The following is a 20920-nucleotide window of genomic DNA, read 5'->3' on the forward strand; positions in this document are numbered from 1 at the left end:
CGTACGCGCGAGTAGCAGGAGGACGGACGCTCCGTACGGCGGGCGGGGAGGCGCGAGCGCACCATGGAAGGGCCAGGGGTTCACGGAGGGGACGGCGGGGGGTGAGAGGAGGAGCCCCTCATGATGGAGGTCAAGACCATAGACAAGCCGGACGAGCGGCGTGACTTTCCCCGAGGCCACCTCGAAGCGCTGCACCTGACCGGGCTGGACTTCGCCGTGGCCACCTTTGAGCCGGGCTGGCGCTGGTCGGAGTCGGTGGGGCCGATCGCCGGGACGGACAGCTGCGAGGTCCACCACAACGGCTTCATGGTGCAAGGACGTATGCGCATACGGATGGACGACGGCGCGGAGTCCGAGGTGGGTCCGGGCGATGTCTTCGTCTGTCCGCCCGGACACGACGCCTGGGTCGTCGGCGACGAACAAGTCGTCGTGTACGACTTCGCGGGCGGTATGGCGGTGGGGTACGCCAAGGCGAAGGAGTAGGAGTCAGGAGTAGGAGTAGGGGCGGCAGTCAGGGAGAAGAGGGGAAGAGGGAGGCTGAGGGGGAGCAGGAGGGGTGTGCCAGGTCCAGGTCCGGGGAATTCGGGCCGGGGCCTGGTGACGTGTGCCACGTGCGGGTTTCCGTGGCGATCGGGATGTCTAGGAATGCGTTCGGTGGGCAGGGGAGCGGGACGGTCCGGTCATGCGGAATACATCAGGGGGCGACCCCGTTGCCGCAGCCGGGGACCGCAGGAACAGCAGCACAGCCTCGACAGACCGGAAGCAGGGACATACGCATGAGCACCGTTGAGCTCACCAAGGAAAACTTCGACGACATCGTCTCCGGCAACGACTTCGTCCTGATCGACTTCTGGGCCGAGTGGTGCGGCCCCTGCAAACAGTTCGGCCCGGTCTTCGAGCGCTCGTCCGAGAAGCACGACGACCTGGTGTTCGCCAAGGTGGACACGGAGGCGCAGCCCGAGCTGGCGCAGGCGTTCCAGATCCAGTCCATCCCGACGGTGATGATCGTCCGGGACAACATCGCGGTGTTCGCCCAGCCGGGCGCGCTGCCGGCCGAGGCCCTGGAGGACGTCATCGGCCAGGCCCGCGCGCTGGACATGGAGGAGGTCCGGGCCTCGGTCACCGAGGCCCAGCAGGACGAGCAGGCGCAGGCCGAGCAGGCCCAGTAGGCTCTGGGCTCGTGAGCGAGCTACTTCTGGTCCGGCACGGCGAGACCGAGTGGAGCCGGAACGGTCGGCACACCAGTTGGACCGACCTGCCGCTGACCGCCAACGGTGAGGAGCAGGCCCGCGCGCTGCGTCCGCTGCTGTCGGACCGGAAGATCGGGCAGGTCTGTGCCAGCCCGAGGGCGCGGGCCCTGCGCACCGCCGAGCTGGCCGGCCTCCCCGAGCCGGAGATCGACCCGGACCTGCGGGAATGGGACTACGGCGGTTACGAGGGCATCGCCACCGCCGAGATCCACCGCGAGCGGCCCGGCTGGTACCTGTTCAGCGACGGCGTCCCGCCCGGCCCCGAAGGGCATCCGGGGGAGTCACCCGACGAGGTCGGGGCGCGCGCCGACCGGGTGCTGGCCCGCCTCACGCCGTACCTCGATGCCGACGACGGTGATGTGGTGCTGGTGGGGCATGCGCACTTCTCGCGCGTACTGGCCGCCCGCAGGCTGGGGCTGCCGGCCTCCGCGGGCGGGCTGTTCACGTTCGAGACCGGGGCGGTCTGCGTCCTGGGGACCGAACACGACCGGCCCGCGGTGGTGGCCTGGAACGCCCGGAGTCTTTAGCTCGGGGACCTGGGGCCCGGCAGCCTGTGGCCCGGGTCGGTCCGGCCGCTCGCGCCCTCCGCGGGACGGGTTACGGCGCCATCGGGTCCAGGTGCAGCGGCTGCACCTTGCCCTCGATCATGGCGCCGAGGCCCATGACCGCGCAGGTGTCGGGGCGGTCCGCGGTGTGCACCGGCATGGTGGTGGCCTGATGGATCATCGGCTCCAGGCCGGGGATCAGCGCACTGCCGCCCGCGAGCATGATGCCGCGCTCCCCGAGGTCGGCCACCAGATCGGGCGGGCAGCGGCGCAGCACCGCCCCGATGCCGTCGAGGATCGCGGTCAGCGGGGTGGTGATGGCATCCAGTACCCGCTCGGTGTCGACATGCACGGAGCGCGCCATTCCGCTGACCACGTCCCGGCCGTGCACCTCGGTGGAGCCGGGCGTCCGCCCGTCGCCGCCGGAGAGGATCAGCTGGAGCGGGCGGACGGCCTGGCCCGCCAGCATCAGTTCGTGGTGCAGCCGCAGATGCTGGATGACGGCGTGATCGATGGCGTTGCCGCCCACCTGCACGGTCTCCGCGGCCACGATCGACCCCAGTGACAGCACCGCGACCTGGGTCGTGCCCGCGCCGCACACCACGATCATCGTCGCCTCCGGCTGCTCCACCGGGAGGCCGGAGCCGATCGCGGCGGCCACCAGGGTGTCGACCAGCTCGACCCGGCGCGCGCCGAGCCCGGTGAGCGTCTCCACGGCCGCACGCTGGGCCAGCGGCTCACTGCCGTACGGAAGACAGACCGCGGCCCGCATCGTGGGCCGGCGCCGCCACGTCTTGCGCAGCTTGTCGCCGACCAGGGTGCGCAGCAGCCGCTGGGCCATGTCGATGTCGACGACCGTCCCGCCGGACACCGGGCGGACCACCCGGATGTAGTCGGGGGTGCGGCCGTCCATCACCTCGGCCTGGGCGCCCACCGCGAGCAGCGCCCCGGTGCGGGTGTTGACGGCGGCGACGGTCGGTTCGTCGACCACCAGCCCCTGGTTCTTCACATACACCCTGGTCCGGGCCGCGCCGAGGTCGACGGCGGCCGAGCAGCGCCGCAATTGGGCGAGGCTGATGGTCATGGGTGATTCCTCCCCGATGGGCCGAGATGGACGAAGCGCTCGCGCGGTCCGTCCGCACGGACCGCTCCGTGCGCCATCCTCTGGGCGCCCGCGGAGCTCCGCCTGTTGGGAGCGTCCGGTCGGGGGACGGGGCGGGGGCGGTTGCTGCGGCCGGGTGACCTCCCGGTGGCGGGACGCGGCCGGCCGGTGCTCAGTCGACGCGTCGCTGGTACAGCCCCCAGGTGAATTCGGCGACGAGCTTTTCCGGGGTGCCGTCCGGACCGGGAGCCGTACAGGCCAGGCGCCAGCGGGTCGGCGCGCTGCCCTCCAACGGGCGGGCCGGGGCGAAGGCCCGGGCGACCTCGTCGACGGTGCAGCACCACGGAGCGAGGTCCGGCGCCGTCCGCAACTCGGGAGCGGCCGCACCGGGCGCCCGTACGAGCCATGCGTTCCAGACGGTGCCGCGCCGCTCGTCGGTGAGCACCTCGAACCGCAGATCGGGCCAGAGCGGGACCGGCCAGGTGAGAACCTTGCAGGTCAGGTCGCCGATCCGGCGGGTGGTGAGGGACTCGGGGGCGCCGAGCAGCGCACGGTACGGCTGCACGCCGCGCCCCCGCGGGGTGTGCATCGTCGCCTGCCAGCGGCGATTGGCCTCCCTCATCTGCGCGCGCGTGACGCCCAGGGCGCGCAGCGCGTCCTCGACCCGGCCGGGGTGGTGGTCGGCCATCCGGCGCAGCAGTACGCACTGGAAGGCGACCGGTCCGGGCAGGTCGGCGGGGGCGCCGGGACCGGTGGGGGTGCCGGCGCCGGTGGGCGGGTCGTTGTCGGCGGTGGGATTCATGGGGACATGGTGGTCGACGGTGGCGTCTCAGGTGTGCGGACCGTGGCGTATCACGGTGCGCGGCCGGTGCCATACCACGGTGTGCGGGCGGTCACGTATCACGGTGTGCGGACGGTGCCGTGTCACGGTGTGCGGACGGTGGCGGCCCCACCCGCCCGGCGTTCGACCAGTACTTCCATCCCGTCCAGCAGGCGCTCCAGCCCGAAGTCGAAGAGCGTCCCCAGGTTCACCTTGTCGTCGTCGGTCCCGGCCATTCCCGCGTACATCGGGTACGAGCCGGACGTGAGGATGCCCTCGAACACCGGATCCATTGCCGCCATCCACTGCTCCTGGTCCATCCCGGTCTCCTGCTCGGCCTCCAGGTCGTCCTCCAGGCCGGCGGCGGTGGACAGGACGAAGCCCAGCAGCGTCAGGGCCATGTGGATCAGCGTCACCGGATCCATTCCCTCGACCCGCGCCATGGTCCATTCGACCAGCGCCATCGCCCGCGGCATCGGCTGCGGGCGGGTGAGCGACAGGTACTGCGCCAGCCACGGGTGCCGCTGGTAGAGCTCCCACTGGAGCCGCGCGCCGGCCTCCATCCGCTCGCGCCAGCCGTCCGGTGCGGGATCGGGAAGGGTGACGTCCGCGAACGCGGCGTCCGCCATCAGCAGCACCAGTTCGTCCTTGTTGGCCACGTGGCGGTAGAGCGCCATCGAGGACATCCCGAACTCGGCGGCGACCCGGCGCATCGACAGGCCCCGCAGGCCCTCGGCGTCGGCGACCTTGACGGCGGCGCTGACGATGCGGTCCCGGTTCAGTCCGCCGCCGTCGGGCTCCCGCGGCGCCCGCTCCGGAGCGGGGGCGCCGCGGGCGGGCTTCCGGGCCCGGGTCTGTGGCTGGTCCGGGGGCCCGGCCTGCGGGTCGCTGACCACCGTGCCGACGCCCGGTACGGCCTGTACGACGCCCTCCTGACGCAGCGTCGTCAGTACCTTCGTGGCGGTCGCCATCGCCACTCCCCACTCCCGGGTGATCCGCCGGGTCGACGGCACCCGGTCGCCCGGTGCCAGCTCTCCGGCGTCGATACGGCGCCGGATCTCCTCGACGATCCGCCGGTAGGGCGGCGGGGCCGACTGCTCCACGGGGGAACCTCCGTACTAGTGCACCAGGGTCCAGGGATGGGCTGCGAGCGTAACAGTGCGGGCGCGACCAGGGTGGTGCGCGACCGAGGTGCACTAGTGTGATGCACCTCCAACTCCCTCCTGCTGTCTGGTGTTTGCGCCGTAAGCACCGCCTGCTTACCGTGTCACCCATGCCGTTTACTTCGTACACATCGCGTCCGTGCGCATCCCAGCCGTCGGCCGGGCGCCGCGAGTGGATCGCCCTGGCCGTCCTCCTGCTGCCCTGCCTCCTCGTCTCGATGGACGTCTCGGTGCTCTACTTCGCGGTGCCGTTCCTCACCGCCCAACTGGAGCCCAGCAGCGTCCAGCAACTGTGGATCCTGGACGTCTACGGCTTCGTCCTGGCCGGCCTGCTGATCACCATGGGGGCCCTGGGCGACCGCGTCGGCCGGCGCAAGCTGCTGCTGTCCGGTGCCCTCCTCTTCGGCCTCGCCTCCGGACTCGCCGCCTACTCGGGGAGCGCCGAAATGCTGATCGCCGCACGGGCGTTGCTCGGTGTCGGAGGCGCCACCCTGATGCCCTCCACGCTCGCGCTGATCCGCAACCTCTTCCACGACGCCAAGCAGCGCGGCAAGGCGGTCGCGATCTGGTCGGCGGCGATGATGGGCGGGATCGCCATCGGACCGGTGCTGAGCGGGGCGCTGCTGGAGCACTTCTGGTGGGGCTCGGTCTTCCTGATCAACGCGCCGGCGATGGTGCTGCTGCTGGTCTGCGGCCCGCTGCTGCTCCCGGAGTTCAAGAATCCGGCGGCCGGCCGCTTCGATCTGCCCGGCTCGCTGCTGTCCCTGCTCGCGATGCTCCCGCTCGTCTACGGCATCAAGGAGATCGCCCGCGACGGGGTGTCCGCGCTGCCGGTCGTCGCCCTCGCCGCGGGCCTGCTGGCCGCCGCCGCCTTCGTCCACCGTCAGCGCACCGCCCGCCATCCCATGCTTGACCTGGAGCTGTTCCGGCACCGCGGGTTCAGCGTCTCGGTGCTGATGAACCTGCTGGCGATGTTCGCGGTCGTCGGCTGTGCGGTGTTCTTCACCCAGTACCTGCAGACCGTACGGGGCATGAGCCCGCTGGAGGCGGCGCTGTGGAATCTGCTGCCGACCCTCGCGGTGGGCGGAATGACGGCGGTGGCCACCTCGCTCGCCCAGCGGATGGACCGGGCGTACGTCATCGCTCTGGGGTTCGCCATCGCGGCCGGCGGATTCGTCTGGCTGTCCTGGCTGGAGCCCGGTTCGGCCCTCTGGTACGTGCTGGTCGCGTCGTCCGTCTACGCCTCGGGCCTGGTGATGGTGATGTCCCTGGGGAACGAGTTGGCCATCGGGGTCGCCCCGCCGGAACGCGCGGGCTCCGCCTCCGCGCTGCTGGAGTCCGGCACGGAACTGGGCGGCGCGCTGGGCATGGCGATCCTGGGCAGTATCGGGAGCGCGGTCTACCGCGGTCACATGGATGACGCCGTATCGGCCGGGCTTCCCTCCGGGGCGGCCGACGCCGCCCGCGAGACCCTGGCGGGCGCCGCCGCGGTCGCCGGCGAACTCCCGGGCCGGGCGGGCGAAGCACTGCTGGCCGCGGCCCGGACCGCGTTCACCGACGGGCTGCAGACGGCGGTGCTGGTCGCGGCCGGCGTGATGGCCCTGGCCGCGGCGCTGACGATCGCGCTGCTCCGCGGCCTGCGCACCACGGAGGGCGAGGGCCCGAACGGCGCGGGAACGGGGGATGCGGCGGCCGCGGCGGACGCGGCAGGCGTGACCGGTGCGGGAGCGGCGGGCGTGGCGGACGTGGCCGGTGCGGGAACGGGCATCTAGCGGCCATGGCCGGTGCGGGAGCGGGGATCCAGCAGGAGGCATGGCCGGTGCGGGACCGGCGGAGGTGGCGGACATGGACGATGCGATGTCCTGGTCCGCCGCCTCCCTGACGGATCCTGCTCCGCCATCGGCTTCGATTCCGGCTCCGCCTCCGGCTCCTGGTTCCGGTCCCGTCCCTGGCTGGCTTCCGGTCCCGCTCCCGGTTCCGGTCCCGGCCCGGGTGCTGCTTCCGTGACGGATGGGGCTGCCCACCGCCGCCCCCGGGGGCGTCAGCTGAAGTCGAACTCGCCGGTGCGGGACCGCTTCAGCTCGAAGAACTTGTCGTAGCCGGCGAGGAGACGGGCACCGTCGAAGACCCGCACCGCGTCCTCGCCGCGCGGGATCGCCATCAGCACCGGGCCGAAGAAGGCGACCCCGTCGATGTGGATCGTCGGAGTGCCGACGTCCTCGCCGACCGGATCCATGCCCTCGTGATGGCTCTTGCGCAGCGCGTCGTCGTACGCCTCGCTGTCCGCCGCCCCGGCCAGCTCGGCCGGCAGCCCGACCTCGGCCAGGGCCTCCTCGATGACGGTCGCGGTGTCCTCGCGGCCGTCGTTGTGGATACGGGTGCCGAGCGCGGTGTACAGGTCGCGCAGTACGCCCTCGCCGTGCTCCTGAGCGGCCGCGATGCACACGCGTACGGGGCCCCAGCCCGCGTCCAGCAGCTCCCGGTACTTCTGCGGGAGATCCTCACGGCCTTCGTTGAGCACCGACAGGCTCATGACCCGGAACCGCAGATCCAGGTCGCGGTGCTGCTCGACCTCCAGGATCCAGCGGGAGGAAATCCAGGCGAACGGGCAGATGGGGTCGAAGTAGAAGTCGACGGAGTGGCGGGTACTGCTCGGGTTGGTCATAGGGCCGAGATTAGAACGCCACCCGGCCCGCTCGCGCGGTCCACCTGCCCACGGTGATCGTGGGCCACTTCCGGGGCCGGTGCCCGGGGTGCTCCCCCACCCGGGGCCGGCCGGCGGGCGCGGCCTACTCGGGCGCCACGCCCAGCATCCGCTGCAGCAATTCCTTGAGCAGCGTGCGCTCGGCGGCCGTCAGCTTGCCGAGGGGCTCGCGCGCGAAGTGCAGCGACGTGCGCAGTGCCTCGGCCGTGCGTGCGCCCTCCGCCGTCGGGGCGGCGAGCTTGACGCGGCGGTCGGCCGGGTCGGGGCGGCGCTCGACCAGGCCGCGGGCCTCCAGGCGGTCCACTATGCCGGTGATGTTCGACGGCTCGCACTTCAGCCGCTCGGCGACCTTACGCATCGGAAGCGGCTCGACGGAGAGGAGAGTGAGCACCCGGGCCTGCGCACCGGTGAGGGAGTGCTCGGCCGCGGCGTGCTCGTACTCCTCGTGGTAGCGGACGACGACGGTGCCGATGAGGTCGACGACCTCGACGGTCAAGGAGTCTGCGCGCGGTGTCATACACACCAGAGTACCCAATTGCTTGACAGCATGAAATATCGATGCGCATTATTGTTTCAGTACCTGAAGCATTAGGAAGGACCGCGCTCATGTCCGCACTGCCCACGACCAGCCGCGAATGGCACCTCACCGCCCGCCCGCACGGCTGGCCCACCCCCGCGGACTTCGCGCTGCGCGAGGCCGCGGTGCCCGAGATCGGCGAGGGCCAGGTCCTCGTCCGCAACAAGCACTTCTCGGTCGACCCGTACATGCGCGGCCGGATGAACGACGTGAAGTCGTACGTTCCGCCGTTCCAGCTCGACCAGCCGATGGACGGTGGCGCGGTCGGTGAGGTCATCGCCTCGCGCGCGGACTCCGTCGCCGTCGGTGACCACGTCCTGCACGGCCTCGGCTGGCGTGAGTACGCGGTCGTGGACGCCAATCGCGTCGCCAAGGCGGACCCGTCGCTCGCCCCCCTCACCGCCTACCTCGGCGTGCTGGGCATGCCGGGCCTGACCGCGTACGCGGGCCTGCTGGAGGTGGCGTCCTTCAAGGAGGGCGACACCGTCTTCGTGTCCGGCGCGGCCGGCGCGGTGGGCAGCGAGGTCGGCCAGATCGCCAAGCTCAAGGGCGCCTCCCGGGTCATCGGCTCGGCCGGCTCCGACGAGAAGGTCAAGCTCCTGGTCGAGGAGTACGGCTTCGACGCCGCCTTCAACTACAAGAACGGCGACGTCACCCAGCAGCTCAAGGAGGCTGCGCCCGACGGCATCGACGTCTACTTCGACAACGTCGGCGGCGACCACCTCGAGGCCGCCATCTCAAGCCTCAAGGTCCATGGCCGGGTCGCCATATGCGGCATGATCTCGATGTACAACGCGACGGAGCCGAGCCCCGCGCCGCGCAACCTCGCCATGGTGATCGGCAAGCGCCTGCGCCTCCAGGGCCTCCTGGTCAGCGACCACGCCCACCTGCAGTCGCAGTTCGTCGAGGAGGTCTCCGCCTGGGTCCGCTCCGGCGAGCTCAAGTACAGCGAGACCAAGGTGCCCGGCATCGAGAACGGCGTCGAAGCCTTCCTGGGCCTCCTCCGCGGCGAGAACACCGGCAAGATGATCGTGAGCCTGGAGGACTGACGCCCGGGGATCGAACTCTGGGGCCTGCGTTCTGCGCTCAGAGGTCTGAGCTTTGAGGGCTGAGGTCTGCGGGCTTGGGACTCGCGGGGTCGCCCAGCACTCAAGGCTGAGTGCGGAGGGCTGACCTTCGAGGGCTGAGCGGTGAGCCAGGAACGGCAGCTGGGTGCGGGTACGGGCACGAGCTCATGCTCGTACCCGCGCGCCGGTGGCTGCCGTGCCCGGGCGGGGGGCATATTCGTCCTTGTGCCGGGGGTACCGGTGCCTGGGTGGGGGCGTGTTCCTACCCGCGCCGGTGGTGGCCGTGCTCGGGCGGGGCGTGTCGTGCGGGCTTCCGTTCTTGGGCCTGTACGTTGCGCCCGCTCCTGGGCGGGCGCAGGCCCCGGGTCGGGGTCCGGCCCTGGGGTTCCCTGCGGGTGCCCGTGGCTGCGTCCGGGCCCGGCGTCGGCCTTGGCGTCGGCGTCGGCCTCGGTCCCGGCTCCGCCCCGGCTCCGGTCCCGGAGCCGGCATCGGTGTCGTGCCGATGGCAGTTCCCGGCCCTGGGGGCGTGTGGATGCTGGTGCCTGCGTACGGGCCCGGGGGTGTACATATCCCGTGTCCGTTCTCAGGTACTGGGTGTGCCCGTGGCTGCGTCTGTGGACCGTAGGGGTGGTGGGGGAGGGTGGGGCGGGGGGAAGGCAGGGAATGTGATTCGCCCGCTGTCCTTGGGTCGTCCGTGGGCTGTCCTTGGGGCTCGTTCCGTCGCCTGCTGCGCCCGCTCGTTGGACTCTTGCGCCCGCCCGTTAGGCTCGGCGGCAAGCCGTCGCGATCCGTGGGCGCGAGTCGCGGCGAACTACAGGAGGATTTCGTATGTCCATCCAGACCGTCGATGTCGTCTACACCGCCGTCGCCACCGCTGAGAACGGCCGTGACGGCCGGGTCGCCAGCGACGACGGCAAGCTCGATGTGGTCGTCAACCCGCCCAAGGAGCAGGGTGGCAGCGGCGCCGGCACCAACCCCGAGCAGCTCTTCGCGGCCGGTTACAGCGCCTGCTTCCAGGGCGCGCTCAGCGTCGTCGCCCGCCGGGAGAACGCCGATGTCTCGGGCTCCCGCGTGACCGCCAAGGTCGGCATCGGCAAGACCCCCGACGGTGGTTTCGGCCTCACGGTCGAGATCTCCGCGTCGATCCCCAACGTCGATGAGGCCACCGCCAAGGACCTCGTGGAGAAGGCGCACCAGGTGTGCCCGTACTCGAACGCCACCCGGGGCAACATCGACGTCAAGCTGACCGTCGCCTGATCCACCGCTGACGTACGCGTCACGCCAAGGGCCGCATCCCGCCATGGGGTGCGGCCCTTGGCATGTGGTTCCGTTACAGGCCGCGCCAGGCGCCCCCTGGCCTGTGAGGCTTCAGCGCTACGGCACCTCGGCGCTGCGTGACCTCAGGCCCGCGTTACGGGTTCACGTCGGCGTGGTCGGCGTGGTCGGCGTGGTCGGCGTGGTCGGCGTGGTCGGTGGGCTCCGGGGGGCGGGTGGTGGCGGGTTTTGCGATGCGGATTCGAGTCGCGGACGTCGCGGATTCGGAACGGCCGCCGGCTTCTCTGCGCCCGGTCAATTTCTCGCCCCGTGGCCTCAACTCGCGCTATTCTTTGGGGGCTTCACCGCGTTCCTCCCTACAGCTCCGCCGGCCGTCCGTCGGCGGGGGCCCTGGTCTCCGGGGCCTGTCCGGAGGAGCGAGGAGGAGCGATGGACGATCAGAACACGGAGCAGGAGAGCGACCGGTGGGCCCCGCCTGACAGATGGCAGGTGGTGATCGGCGTGCTGGGCCTGCTTGTGGCGATCGTCGCTTGTGTGGGGCAGTTCGCCCGGTAAGCGCCGGGCTGAGCCCGCAAGGTCCGGACACGGCCGGTGTCCGCCGTAACGGCGGAGCGGTCAACGGGGGAGTGCCCGGGCTTGGTGCCTCCTCGGCTTCCCATGCCTCCGATGCCTCCCATGTTTTCCGTGCTTCCTGCGGTCGGCTGGCCACGTCGCTTGGCCGCGTTCCTGTCGGTGGGCGAGTTCCCGTGGTGTCGGCGCCGGCCCTCTCTCTTCCCTTCGCTGGCCGTTTCCTGTGCGGGTGCGGGTGCGGGTGCGGGTGCGGGTGCGGATGCGGATGCGTGCGCCGAGCCGGGGGTGTCTCTCGTGAGCGGTGTGGTGTGACGTAGGCAACGTTCGCGGTGTCTTGACGTGAGTGCCGTGTAATCGATTTCGTAGCCCTCACGCAATTCTCGCGGAAACGATTACATCCCGATGAGGGCCACCCCACGGACGGAACGGCAACGGCGCCATGGCGAACATCAAAGATGTGGCAGAACGGGCAGGGGTGTCCGTCGCCACGGTCTCCCGGGTACTCAACGGCCACAGTCCCGTCGCCGAGACCCGTGAGCGGGTGCTCGCCGCCGTGCGGGAGCTGGGGTACCGCCCCAACAACGTCGCCCGCGCGCTGCGCACCGCACGCACCGGCGCGCTCGGCCTGGTCATCAGCGACCTCACCAACCCCTTCTTCACCGAGCTGGCCGACGCCGTCGAGGACGCCGCCCGCAGCCTCGGCTACAGCCTGGTCATCGGCAACGCCGGCGAGCGCCCGGAGCAGCAGGACGACTACATCCGTACGCTGCTCGACCGTCGGATCGACGGCCTGCTGGTCAGTTCGGCCGGCACCGGCTCGGCGATGCTCAGCGAGGTCGTCGCCTCGGGCACGCCACTGGTGCTGCTGGATCGCACCGTTCCCGGCGTCGACGCTCCCTGCGTACGGGCCGACGGCCGCGCCGCGCTCACCGACCTCGCCGCCCACCTGGCCGCGCTCGGCCGCCGTCGCCCCGCGATCATCGTCGCCCCCGCCGGCACCCCCACCGGCGACGAGCGCCTCGACCTCTTCCGTACGGCGCTGGCCGCGCACGGCATCGCGCTCCCCGACGAGCGGGTAGGCGCCACGCCCGATCTCCAGCACACCGGCGGCCGACGGGTGATGAGCGGTTTCCTCGACCTCCCCGAGCCGCCGGACGCGGTGCTGGCCACCGACAACCTGATGGCGCTGGGCGCGATGGACGAACTCCGTGCGCGCGGGCTACGGGTACCCGACGATGTGGCGCTGGTGGTCTACGACGACGGGCCGTGGTTCGCCCACACCGATCCGCCGCTGACCGCCATCGCGCAGCCCACCCGCGAACTGGGCCGGGCCGCCGTCCACACCCTGCTGGAGCGGATCGAGGGCCGGGTCGCCGAGTCGGTGTTGCTGCCCGCCCGGTTGATCACCCGACGATCGTGCGGCGAACCGGCCGCTCCCTGAACGGGCCTCCGCGCGGGCAGTCGAGCCGAGTCGCTGGCTGAGTCGCCGACCGGGACGCCGGCTGAGTCGTCGAGCGGACTGTCGCCGGACCCGGCTACGAGCCAGCTGGTCCGGGCAACTCCGGTCCCGCCGACCCCACCCGGCGGCCCCAACAGCCCCAACAGCCCCAACAGCCCCCAAGATCCCAGCGGCCCCACGGTCCCGAGCTCTCAGCTCACCGGCCCACCCGCTCACCAGCCCGACAGCCCGACAGCCCGGGTCCGACACCCCGAGGACCCGGACCAACCAACAGCTGGCACACCGGCCCCACACGTAGGCCGGGCCCCGGCACCCGCTTCAGCGAAACCGAGCACCTTCCGTCACCGAGCACACCACCACCCGAAGAAGAGAGGGGCAGCGCATGACCGGCGTCAACGACGACGTACCGGGCGGCCGCGAACTGCTGCGCGTGGAGGGGGTGACCAAGTCGTTCCCGGGCGTGCGCGCGCTCGACGGTGTGGATCTGAGCCTGCGCACCGGCGAGGTGCATGTGCTGCTCGGTGAGAACGGTGCGGGCAAGAGCACCCTGATCAAGATGCTTTCCGGCGCCCACCGCCCCGACGGCGGCCGCATCCTCGTCGACGGCCGGCCCGGCCCGAAGCCAGGCGGCCAGCCCACCCCCAGGACCAGCGGCCAGTCCGACCCCAAGACCGGCGGCCAGCCCGATCCCAAGCCCAACACCCGCCCCGGAATCCAGGACGGCGCGTACGAACGCGAAGGCAGAGGCGAACGCGAAGGCGGTGCCGAAGGCGGAGGCGAAAGCGCTGCCCTGCGCGAGGTGCAGATCCGTTCCGCGCAGGACGCCGAGCGCCTCGGGATCGCCACCATCTACCAGGAGTTCAACCTCGTCCCCGGGCTGACCGTGGCCGAGAACATCTTCCTCGGCCGGCAGCCGCGCACCGCCCTCGGCCTCGTCGACAAGAAGACCATGTACGCCCGCGCCGCCGAGCTGCTGGCCCGCGTACGCCTCGATGTCTCGCCGCGCACCCCGGTCGGCGAACTCGGCATCGCCCGCCTGCAGATGGTCGAGATCGCCAAGGCGCTCAGCCTCGAAGCGCGTGTCCTGATCATGGACGAGCCGACCGCGGTGCTCACCTCCGAGGAGGTCGAGACGCTCTTCACGATCGTCCGTGAGCTGCGCGACGCCGGCGTCGGCATCATCTTCATCACCCACCACCTGGAGGAGATCGGCGCCCTCGGCGACCGGGTCACCGTGCTGCGTGACGGGCGTTCCGTCGCCGAGGTACCGGCCTCGACGGACGAGGACGAGCTGATCCGCCTCATGGTGGGCCGCGACATCACCGAGCAGTACCCCAGACGACGCCCCGACGAGCCCGACGAACCCGAAGAGCCCGGTGCGCCCCTGCTGCGCGTCCGGGGGCTGACGCGCAACGGGGCGGTGGCCGGGGTGCCGGTGTTCGCGGACATCGACTTCGAGGTGCGGGCCGGTGAGGTGGTGGGCCTGGCCGGACTGGTCGGCGCGGGCCGTACCGAGGTGGCGCGGGCGGTCTTCGGCGTGGACCGCTACGACGCCGGTACGGTCGAGATCGACGGCGCGCAGCTGGCCCGCGGCGATGTGCGGGCCGCGATGCGGGCCGGACTCGGCCTCGTACCGGAGGACCGCAAGGGCCAGGGCCTGGTCCTGGACGCCTCCCTGCAGGACAACCTCACCCTCGCCCGGCTCGACCGTGACACCCGCGGCGGCCTGGTCGACCGGAGTGCGCAGCGGCGCTCGGCGGCCGCCGTCGCCGAGCAGTTGAAGGTCCGGATGAGCGGGCTGGCGCAGCCCGCCCGTACGCTCTCCGGCGGCAATCAGCAGAAGCTCGTCATCGGCAAGTGGCTGCTGGCGGACACCAGGCTGCTGATTCTCGACGAGCCCACGCGCGGCATCGACGTCGGCGCCAAGGTCGAGATCTACCAGCTCATCAACGAACTGACGGCGTCCGGCCGGGCGGTGCTGATGATCTCCAGTGATCTGCCCGAGGTCCTCGGCATGAGTGACCGGGTGCTGGTGATGTCCCAGGGCCGGCTGGCCGGTGAGCTGTCGGCCGACGAGGCCACCCAGGACGCCGTGATGGAGCTGGCGCTCCAGCCTCCGGGCGGCAACCCCACAAGCAGTGACAGCAACACAAGCAGTGACACCCACACGAGCACTGACACCAACACCAATACGAGCAATGACGCCAACGAGAGCGCGATGGAGGGCTCCGATGTCCGCTGAGGTGAAGACGGGAGCCGCCGCGGAGGCGGTGGGACGGGCACCGGACGGGGACGGTCCCGGGCAGTGGTTCTCCCGGGCGGTCCTCAGGAACGGTCCGCTGGGCGGTCTGATCGCCCTGGTGGTCGTGATGGCGGTGCTGTCGCGGGACTTCCTCAACGGGCAGAACCTGCTGAACGTCGGTGTGCAGGCGTCGGTCACCGCGATCCTCGCCTTCGGCGTCACCTTCGTGATCGTCTCGGCCGGTATCGATCTGTCGGTCGGCTCGGTGGCCGGGCTCTCCGCCATCGTCGTCGCCTGGGCGGCCACCGACCAGGGATTGCCGGTCTGGACAGCGGTACTGCTCGGTCTCGCGGTCGGCGCGGCGGCCGGTTTGGTCTCCGGCGCGCTGGTCGCGTACGGCAAACTGCCCGCGTTCATCGCGACGTTGGCGATGCTGTCGGTGGGCCGCGGCCTGGCCCTGGTCATCTCGGGCGGCTCGCCGGTCCCGTTCCCCGCCTCGGTCAGCCGGCTCGGTGACACCCTCGGCGGCTGGCTGCCGGTGCCGGTGCTGGTCATGATCGCGATGGGGCTGATCGCCGCGCTGATCCTGGCTCGTACGTACGCGGGCCGCGCGATGTTCGCGATCGGCGGCAACGAGGAGGCGGCCCGGCTCTCCGGCATCCACGTCAAGCGCCGCAAGCTGGTCATCTATGCGCTGTCCGGCGTCTTCGCCGCGGTCGCCGGCATCGTGCTCGCGGCCCGGCTCACCTCCGCCCAGCCGCAGGCCGCCACCGGATACGAGCTGGACGCGATCGCGGCCGTGGTGATCGGCGGGGCCAGCCTCTCCGGCGGTTCCGGCAAGGCGTCCGGCACCCTGATCGGCGCGCTGATCCTCGCCGTACTGCGCAACGGCCTCAATCTGCTGAGCGTCTCGGCGTTCTGGCAGCAGGTGGCCACCGGCCTGGTCATCGCACTGGCGGTGCTCCTGGACACGCTGCGCCGCCGGAGCGTGCGATGAGCGCCCGCGGGACGGGACGCGCCCGGGTGCGGAGGAACGGTCGGGTGCCGGGGAGTCGCCTGAGCAGGGGGCACGGCCTGACCGGGGGGAGCCGCCCGGTCAGGGGGAACGCCCTGGTCAGAGGCGGTGTACGCGGCAGGGTGGCGCTGGTGGCGGGGTTGGCGGCGACCGTCGCGCTCGGTCTGGCCGGCTGCGACCGCGGCGGCAACACCGACCTCGGCCTCGCGCTGTCGACGATGAACAACCCGTTCTTCGTCGGCATCAAGCAGGGCGCCCAGGCCGAGGCGGACGCCCGCGGACTGCACCTCAACATCACCGACGCCCAGAACGACCCCACCCAGCAGATCAACCAGATGGAGACGTTCACCAGCCAGAACGTCAAGGCGGCCATCATCAACCCGGTCGACTCCGACGCCGCCGTGCCGGCCGTCGGCGTCGCCAACCGGGCGAACGTACCGGTCATTTCCATCGACCGCGGGGTCAACGGCGGGAAGGTCGGCTCGACGATCGCCTCCGACAACGTCGCGGGCGGCCGGCTCGCCGCGAAGACACTGGCCGACTCGCTCGGCGGTAAGGGGAAGGTGGCGTTCCTGGAGGGCCAGCCCGGCACCTCCGCGGCCCGCGAGCGCGGCCAGGGCTTCGAAGAGGGCATCAAGAAGTACCCCGGCATCGAGGTCGTGGCCCGCCAGCCCGCGGATTTCGACCGCACCAAGGGCATGGACGTGATGACGAACATGCTGCAGGCGCACCGCGACCTCGCCGGGGTGTTCGCCGCCAACGACGAGATGGCCCTCGGTGCGTCGAAGGCGCTGGGCGGCCGCTCGGGCAAGGACGTCAAGGTGGTCGCGTTCGACGGCACACCGGACGGCGTCAAGGCGGTGCGGGGCGGCACCCTGACGGCGACCGTCGCCCAGCAGCCGGAACTCCTCGGCAAACAGGCCGTGGACTGGGCGCTGAAGGCGGCCCGCGGTGAGAAGCTGCCGCAGTCGGTCAAGGTGCCGGTGGTGCTGGTCACGGCGCGGAACGCGGCGAAGTTCGACGGCGGGTGAGAGCGCGGAGCGAACGACGCATACCTCGTATATAGCGCATATGACGCATGCGGCCGCGGGCGGGACGACAGTGCCACCGTGGCGGAGGCGACGAAGGTGACCGTGGATGACACGACGCAGGCAACCACGGAGGACACGGCAGATGACAACGAACGGTGAAGCGGCGCCCGGCTACCGGAGCGCGCCGCTCGGACATGGGAGAACGGCGCATGTATGACGTCCTGGTGGTTGGCTCGGCCAACGCGGACCTGACGGTACGGGTCGAGCGGCGGCCCGGCGCGGGGGAGACCGTGCTCGGTACGGATCTGGTCGAGTCGGCCGGCGGCAAGGGCGCCAATCAGGCGGCCGCCGCGGCCCGGATCGGCGGGCGCACCGCCCTGCTGGCACGGGTCGGCGGCGACGCGTTCGGTGAACTGCTGCTGAGCGCCCAGCGCGAGGCGGGCACCGATGTCTCGCCGGTCATCGTGGACGAGTCCGCGCGTACCGGCACGGCGATGATCATCGTCGATCCGGACGGCGACAACAGCATCGTGGTCTCGCCCGGCGCCAACGCCGCCCTCACCCCGCAGGACGTGGCGGCGGCGAAGGAGGTCATCGCCGCCGCGTCGGTGCTCTCCCTCCAGCTGGAGATCCCCATGGAGTCCGTACGGGCCGCGGCCGCGGCCGCCGAGCAGGCGGGCACCCGGGTCGTCCTCAACCCCTCCCCGGCCCCCGAGGCGGCACTCGCCCCTGAACTCCTGGCCGTGGCCGACCCGTTGGTGGTCAACGAGCACGAGGCGCGGCAGCTGTCCGGGCTGGCCGACGGCACGCCCGCGGAGTGGGCGCGGGCACTGCGTGACCGGGGAGCCCGCTCCGTCGTGGTCACCCTCGGCGGCGACGGCGCGCTGACCCTGGACGCCTCCGGAACCGTCGAGGTCCCCGGTGTCCGGGTCAAGGCCGTGGACACCACCGGTGCCGGGGACGCCTTCACCGGCGCCCTCGCCACCCGGCTGGCCGGCGGCGACGCGCTGCCTGAGGCGGCCCGCTTCGCCGTACGGGTCGGCGCCGCGGCCGTCACCAAGCCGGGCGCCCAGCCCTCCTACCCGACGCGCGCCGAACTGGACGCCCTGGCCCCGGACTCCCCGCAGGACTGAGCCCCCGACGCCGCCTCCCGGGTCCCGCCGCCCCGGCCCGGACCTAATGTCGCGTCCCAGGTCCCGCTGACGCGATACGGAGCTGTCGGCGCCGCCCGGGTCCCCCGACTCGGCGCGGGCCCGGCGGCGCCGCCCAAGTCCGTCCGCTCGGTACGGTCCCCGGCGGCGGCGCCCGGTCCGGCCACGCCCGGCCCGCCTACCGGCTCGGCTCCCGGTGCCGCACGGCCTGCCCCACGGCCCGGCCCGGTTCAGCGCCCAGCTCCCGACGGTGCCTTGCGGGGCCCGGCCCGCCGGATCAGCCGCACCACCGCCGCCCGGCCAGCGTGGCCCGGGTCCCGGCTCAAGCTGCATGCCGCCGCCTGCCCGTCCATCGCCCGCCCCGGCCCCCGGCTCAGGCCCCAGCGCCGCCTCCTCGCCCCCCCCGCCGGCCAATGACCCGCCTCAGGCCCGTGTCAAGGTCGCCGCTACCGCCACCTCCGTGCCGGCCAGGCCGACCGAGGAGAACAGCGTGATGTCGTCGTGTCCGCCCCGGCCGGGGGCGGTGCCGGCCAGTACCGCGCCCAGTGCGGTCAGCGGTGTCGGCCCCAGCAGGTGGTCGGTGCCGTAACTCCCGGCCTGGGCGGGGGAGTCGGTGGCGATCACCGCTGCCCGTTCGGCCAGCTCGGGCGGTATCTCGTAGTGGGTGGTGGACTTGGGGCCCAGGGTGCTGAGATGGGTGCCCGGGGCGACCCAGTCCGCTTCCAGTACGGGCGTCGGGCTGTTGGTCGCGACGATCACCACCTCCCGGCCCTGCACGGCTGCCCGGGCCGAGTCCACCGCCCGGGCGGCCAGTCCCAGTTCCTCGCGGACGCGGGCCGCGAACCGCTCCGCGCGCTTCCGCCGCCGTCCGAACACCGCGACCTCCGCCGGCCGGTGGGAGGCGCTCGCCGACAGTGCCCACAGCTGCGCCCAGCCCTGCGGGCCCGTGCCGATCAGACCGAGCCGGCAGCCCGCCGGTCCGCCGGTCCGCGCCAGGGCTTCGACCGCCACCGCCCCGATCGCCCCTGTCCTGCGTGGCCCGAGTTCCTGCCCGTGGACCACCGCGGTCAGCCGCCCGCTCGCGCTGTCCCACACCGCGACCAGCTGCTCGCCGGCCCGGTCCGCCGTGCCGTACGCGCGAAACCCGTGCACCCCAGCTACCCCCTGCGCCCCCTCGTCGGCCAGCGCGCCGACGGTGAACACCAGCTCCCCGCCGCCGAGTCCGGCGTGCACCCTGGGCGGTGCGGCCAGCCGTCCCGCCTGGTGTTCCAGGAGCGCGTGCCGGACGGCCGCGGTTGCCGTCGCCGGGGTGAGGCGCGCGCGGACCTCGGCGTCGCCGAGCAGGACGGGGGCCGGGCGGCGCGGTGCGGTGGGCGGCGTCATCGGTCGTCCCATTCCTTCGCCCCGTACCGGGCGTGGTCCGCGCCCGTCGCCAGGGCCCAGTACCGGTCGCCGTAGGACCAGTGCCACCACTCGGTCGGGTAGTTGACCAGGCCCGCCGCGGTCAGTGCGGCGCTGAGCACCCGGCGGTTGGCGCGGGCGGCGGGGGTCAGGCCCGGGGCGGAGGTGTAGCAGGCGCCGTCGCTCTCCTCCGGCGAGGCGTTGATCGGCGTCCCCATGTCGACATGTCCCCCGTCCGTGGTGACCAGGGTGACGTCCACCGCGCTGCCCGCGCTGTGCGGTGCGATGTCCGGAGGCGAGACATAGCGGCTGGCGGCGTCGTGGATCAGCGCGGCGTCCCGGCCGGGGTGCGCGGCGCGCAGCTCGTCGGCGTACTCCTCGAAGTAGCGGCGCTGCAACGAGGGCGGACGGTAGCCCTCGACGAACTGCAGCCGCAGTCCGTCCGGGAGCGCCTGCTGCGCCGCCAGCAGCCGCCGCAGCACCCCCTCCCGCAGCTGCGCGTAGGCGCCGGAGTCGTCCGTGCGGTCCTCGGCCACCAGCAGTCCCGGCGCCGCGGTCCGTACGTCGACGAGCGGCTCACCGCACTCCTTGACCGGGACCGCCGCCACCACCGGGTCCGCCATCAGCGTGATCCGGTCGCGGGCGTCGGCGCAGACCACCTCCGCCTCGCCGCCCGGCACCGGCGCCGTCCACTCGGCGGCCGTCGCCACCCGCTCGCCGGCCGGCGACCACACCCCGCTCAGCCCGCACGCCGGGCCGGGGCTGCCGACCTCGGTGCCGTTGGCGAGCAGCACCTGCAGGCCGTGCTCCCGCGCCATGTCCGCGTAGCGGGTCAGCCGTTCCGGCGCGTCGTGGAACGCGCTGGAGAGATACACCCGGCAGCCGTCCGCCGCGGCCCGCGCCGGGACCTCGGGGAAGGCGTTGTCGAAGCAGGTGGCCAGCGCGAACCGGATGCCGCCCAGGGTGAAGCGGCCGTCCGTGCTGCCCGGGGCGAAGAGTTCGCTCTCCGTCTCGGACAGATGGATCTTGTCGTAACGAGTCAGCAGCGCGCCGTTCGGCCCGAACACGAACGAGGCGATCGTCGGGCGGCTGCCGCCCTCGGGCGGGCGGCCCGCCCCGTTCACCACCGCCGCGACCCCGCCCGCCCGGCACGCCTCCCGTACGGGCGCGAGCCGCGGGTCGTCCTCCGCGACCGTCATGCCGGCCGGATCGGCCGCTATCAGCCGCAGGTCGTAGTGGGTCAGGGCGAGTTCGGAGAACACCACCAGGCCCACGCCGCGCCCGGCGGCCTCGGTGAGGAGCGTGGCCATCCGTGCGGCGTTGGCGGCGATGTCGCCCGGTACGGCACTGAACTGTGCGGCAGCAATGATCATGCACCCATGATGCCGGTGCCGCCCCCGCCGCGTGCGGGCCTGTGGATAACTCCCCGCCCGCACCCCTGCACCCCGCACCCCGCACGCGACCTCCCCGCCCCCTTCCTCCCTGCGCGACCTCCCGGCCGTCTCCTCCCTAAGCCTCCCTAAGCCTCCCTAAGCCTTCCTACGCTTT

The 20920-nt window shown here is 72.3% G+C and carries 17 protein-coding genes and 1 pseudogene; 11 read left to right on the forward strand and 7 right to left on the reverse strand.

From position 1 onward, the window contains the following. Nucleotides 1–120: 120 nt before the first annotated feature. From OO62_RS19050 to OO62_RS19060, 3 genes are all read left to right on the forward strand, one after another. Nucleotides 121–483 (forward strand): cupin domain-containing protein, encoded by a 363-nt coding sequence (locus OO62_RS19050; protein ID WP_033268669.1) that lies wholly within the window; start codon nucleotides 121–123, stop codon nucleotides 481–483. Nucleotides 484–776: 293 nt separating this feature from the next. Further along, a complete protein-coding gene (gene trxA / locus OO62_RS19055; protein WP_033268670.1) occupies nucleotides 777–1169 on the forward strand; it encodes a thioredoxin in 393 nt (130 codons plus the stop codon). Nucleotides 1170–1180: 11 nt separating this feature from the next. Beyond that, nucleotides 1181–1777 carry a histidine phosphatase family protein gene (locus tag OO62_RS19060; protein WP_033268671.1) on the forward strand — a complete coding sequence of 199 codons (597 nt, stop codon included), beginning with the start codon at nucleotides 1181–1183 and terminating at the stop codon, nucleotides 1775–1777. Nucleotides 1778–1847: 70 nt separating this feature from the next. Here OO62_RS19060 and OO62_RS19065 read toward each other — a convergent pair whose 3' ends face one another. The 3 genes from OO62_RS19065 to OO62_RS19075 form a co-directional block, all read right to left on the reverse strand. Next, a complete protein-coding gene (locus OO62_RS19065; protein WP_033268672.1) occupies nucleotides 1848–2879 on the reverse strand; it encodes a rod shape-determining protein in 1032 nt (343 codons plus the stop codon). 190 nt (nucleotides 2880–3069) lie between these two features. After that, nucleotides 3070–3699: a hypothetical protein gene (locus OO62_RS19070; RefSeq protein ID WP_033268673.1), complete on the reverse strand. Its 630-nt coding sequence runs from the start codon at nucleotides 3697–3699 to the stop codon at nucleotides 3070–3072. A 122-nt stretch (nucleotides 3700–3821) separates the two neighbouring features. Next, the gene (locus OO62_RS19075) at nucleotides 3822–4820 is read right to left on the reverse strand and encodes a TetR/AcrR family transcriptional regulator (protein ID WP_033268674.1); all 999 of its coding nucleotides are present in this window, start codon (nucleotides 4818–4820) and stop codon (nucleotides 3822–3824) included. Between the two features lie 170 nt (nucleotides 4821–4990). Between OO62_RS19075 and OO62_RS19080 the strand changes: the two genes are divergently transcribed. Continuing rightward, nucleotides 4991–6652, forward strand: a complete 1662-nt coding sequence (locus OO62_RS19080) for an MFS transporter (RefSeq protein WP_033268675.1) — start codon at nucleotides 4991–4993, stop codon at nucleotides 6650–6652. A gap of 269 nt (nucleotides 6653–6921) precedes the next feature. Here OO62_RS19080 and OO62_RS19085 read toward each other — a convergent pair whose 3' ends face one another. After that, entirely contained in the window at nucleotides 6922–7545 is a 624-nt protein-coding gene (locus OO62_RS19085; protein ID WP_033268676.1) for a mycothiol-dependent nitroreductase Rv2466c family protein, read from the reverse strand. Between the two features lie 124 nt (nucleotides 7546–7669). Further along, nucleotides 7670–8101, reverse strand: a complete 432-nt coding sequence (locus tag OO62_RS19090; protein WP_033268677.1) for a MarR family winged helix-turn-helix transcriptional regulator — start codon at nucleotides 8099–8101, stop codon at nucleotides 7670–7672. Between the two features lie 89 nt (nucleotides 8102–8190). Between OO62_RS19090 and OO62_RS19095 the strand changes: the two genes are divergently transcribed. The 7 genes and pseudogenes from OO62_RS19095 to OO62_RS19125 all read left to right on the forward strand — a co-directional run bounded on the left by OO62_RS19095 (nucleotide 8191) and on the right by OO62_RS19125 (nucleotide 17953). Then, nucleotides 8191–9210, forward strand: a complete 1020-nt coding sequence (locus OO62_RS19095) for an NADP-dependent oxidoreductase (RefSeq protein ID WP_033268678.1) — start codon at nucleotides 8191–8193, stop codon at nucleotides 9208–9210. 846 nt (nucleotides 9211–10056) lie between these two features. After that, nucleotides 10057–10485 carry an organic hydroperoxide resistance protein gene (locus OO62_RS19100; protein WP_033268679.1) on the forward strand — a complete coding sequence of 143 codons (429 nt, stop codon included), beginning with the start codon at nucleotides 10057–10059 and terminating at the stop codon, nucleotides 10483–10485. Nucleotides 10486–10932: 447 nt separating this feature from the next. Then, on the forward strand, nucleotides 10933–11058 hold the full coding sequence (locus OO62_RS41365) for a hypothetical protein (protein ID WP_266105129.1): 126 nt from the start codon (nucleotides 10933–10935) through the stop codon (nucleotides 11056–11058). Between the two features lie 454 nt (nucleotides 11059–11512). Continuing rightward, nucleotides 11513–12514, forward strand: a complete 1002-nt coding sequence (locus OO62_RS19105) for a LacI family DNA-binding transcriptional regulator (RefSeq protein ID WP_033268680.1) — start codon at nucleotides 11513–11515, stop codon at nucleotides 12512–12514. Between the two features lie 400 nt (nucleotides 12515–12914). Then, the gene (locus OO62_RS19110; protein WP_051733420.1) at nucleotides 12915–14774 is read left to right on the forward strand and encodes a sugar ABC transporter ATP-binding protein; all 1860 of its coding nucleotides are present in this window, start codon (nucleotides 12915–12917) and stop codon (nucleotides 14772–14774) included. After that, a pseudogene (locus OO62_RS41755) lies at nucleotides 14764–16820 on the forward strand (ABC transporter permease/substrate-binding protein). Before OO62_RS19110 ends, OO62_RS41755 begins: the two are co-directional and overlap by 11 nt. Nucleotides 16821–17029: 209 nt before the next feature. Further along, nucleotides 17030–17953, forward strand: a complete 924-nt coding sequence (locus tag OO62_RS19125; protein ID WP_033268683.1) for a ribokinase — start codon at nucleotides 17030–17032, stop codon at nucleotides 17951–17953. 441 nt (nucleotides 17954–18394) lie between these two features. On the opposite strand, the gene OO62_RS19130 is transcribed toward OO62_RS19125, so the two are convergent. Then, nucleotides 18395–19354 carry an ornithine cyclodeaminase family protein gene (locus tag OO62_RS19130; protein ID WP_033268684.1) on the reverse strand — a complete coding sequence of 320 codons (960 nt, stop codon included), beginning with the start codon at nucleotides 19352–19354 and terminating at the stop codon, nucleotides 18395–18397. Continuing rightward, nucleotides 19351–20745: a nitrilase-related carbon-nitrogen hydrolase gene (locus OO62_RS38055; RefSeq protein ID WP_078617248.1), complete on the reverse strand. Its 1395-nt coding sequence runs from the start codon at nucleotides 20743–20745 to the stop codon at nucleotides 19351–19353. Before OO62_RS38055 ends, OO62_RS19130 begins: the two co-directional genes overlap by 4 nt. Nucleotides 20746–20920: the final 175 nt, after the last annotated feature.

Origin of the sequence: Streptomyces lydicus, from assembly GCF_000717345.1 — a bacterium.
Lineage (GTDB): Bacteria > Actinomycetota > Actinomycetes > Streptomycetales > Streptomycetaceae > Streptomyces > Streptomyces lydicus.

What these genes read in the sequence shown, in the direction of transcription:
- OO62_RS19050 (WP_033268669.1), top strand. Translation starts at nt 121, where the DNA reads ATGATGGAGGTCAAGACCATAGACAAGCCGGACGAGCGGCGTGACTTT.
- trxA (WP_033268670.1), top strand. Translation starts at nt 777, where the DNA reads ATGAGCACCGTTGAGCTCACCAAGGAAAACTTCGACGACATCGTCTCC.
- OO62_RS19065 (WP_033268672.1), bottom strand. Translation starts at nt 2,879, where the DNA reads ATGACCATCAGCCTCGCCCAATTGCGGCGCTGCTCGGCCGCCGTCGAC.
- OO62_RS19070 (WP_033268673.1), bottom strand. Translation starts at nt 3,699, where the DNA reads ATGAATCCCACCGCCGACAACGACCCGCCCACCGGCGCCGGCACCCCC.
- OO62_RS19080 (WP_033268675.1), top strand. Translation starts at nt 4,991, where the DNA reads ATGCCGTTTACTTCGTACACATCGCGTCCGTGCGCATCCCAGCCGTCG.
- OO62_RS19085 (WP_033268676.1), bottom strand. Translation starts at nt 7,545, where the DNA reads ATGACCAACCCGAGCAGTACCCGCCACTCCGTCGACTTCTACTTCGAC.
- OO62_RS19090 (WP_033268677.1), bottom strand. Translation starts at nt 8,101, where the DNA reads ATGACACCGCGCGCAGACTCCTTGACCGTCGAGGTCGTCGACCTCATC.
- OO62_RS19095 (WP_033268678.1), top strand. Translation starts at nt 8,191, where the DNA reads ATGTCCGCACTGCCCACGACCAGCCGCGAATGGCACCTCACCGCCCGC.
- OO62_RS19100 (WP_033268679.1), top strand. Translation starts at nt 10,057, where the DNA reads ATGTCCATCCAGACCGTCGATGTCGTCTACACCGCCGTCGCCACCGCT.
- OO62_RS41365 (WP_266105129.1), top strand. Translation starts at nt 10,933, where the DNA reads ATGGACGATCAGAACACGGAGCAGGAGAGCGACCGGTGGGCCCCGCCT.
- OO62_RS19105 (WP_033268680.1), top strand. Translation starts at nt 11,513, where the DNA reads ATGGCGAACATCAAAGATGTGGCAGAACGGGCAGGGGTGTCCGTCGCC.
- OO62_RS19110 (WP_051733420.1), top strand. Translation starts at nt 12,915, where the DNA reads ATGACCGGCGTCAACGACGACGTACCGGGCGGCCGCGAACTGCTGCGC.
- OO62_RS19125 (WP_033268683.1), top strand. Translation starts at nt 17,030, where the DNA reads ATGTATGACGTCCTGGTGGTTGGCTCGGCCAACGCGGACCTGACGGTA.
- OO62_RS19130 (WP_033268684.1), bottom strand. Translation starts at nt 19,354, where the DNA reads ATGACGCCGCCCACCGCACCGCGCCGCCCGGCCCCCGTCCTGCTCGGC.
- OO62_RS38055 (WP_078617248.1), bottom strand. Translation starts at nt 20,745, where the DNA reads ATGATCATTGCTGCCGCACAGTTCAGTGCCGTACCGGGCGACATCGCC.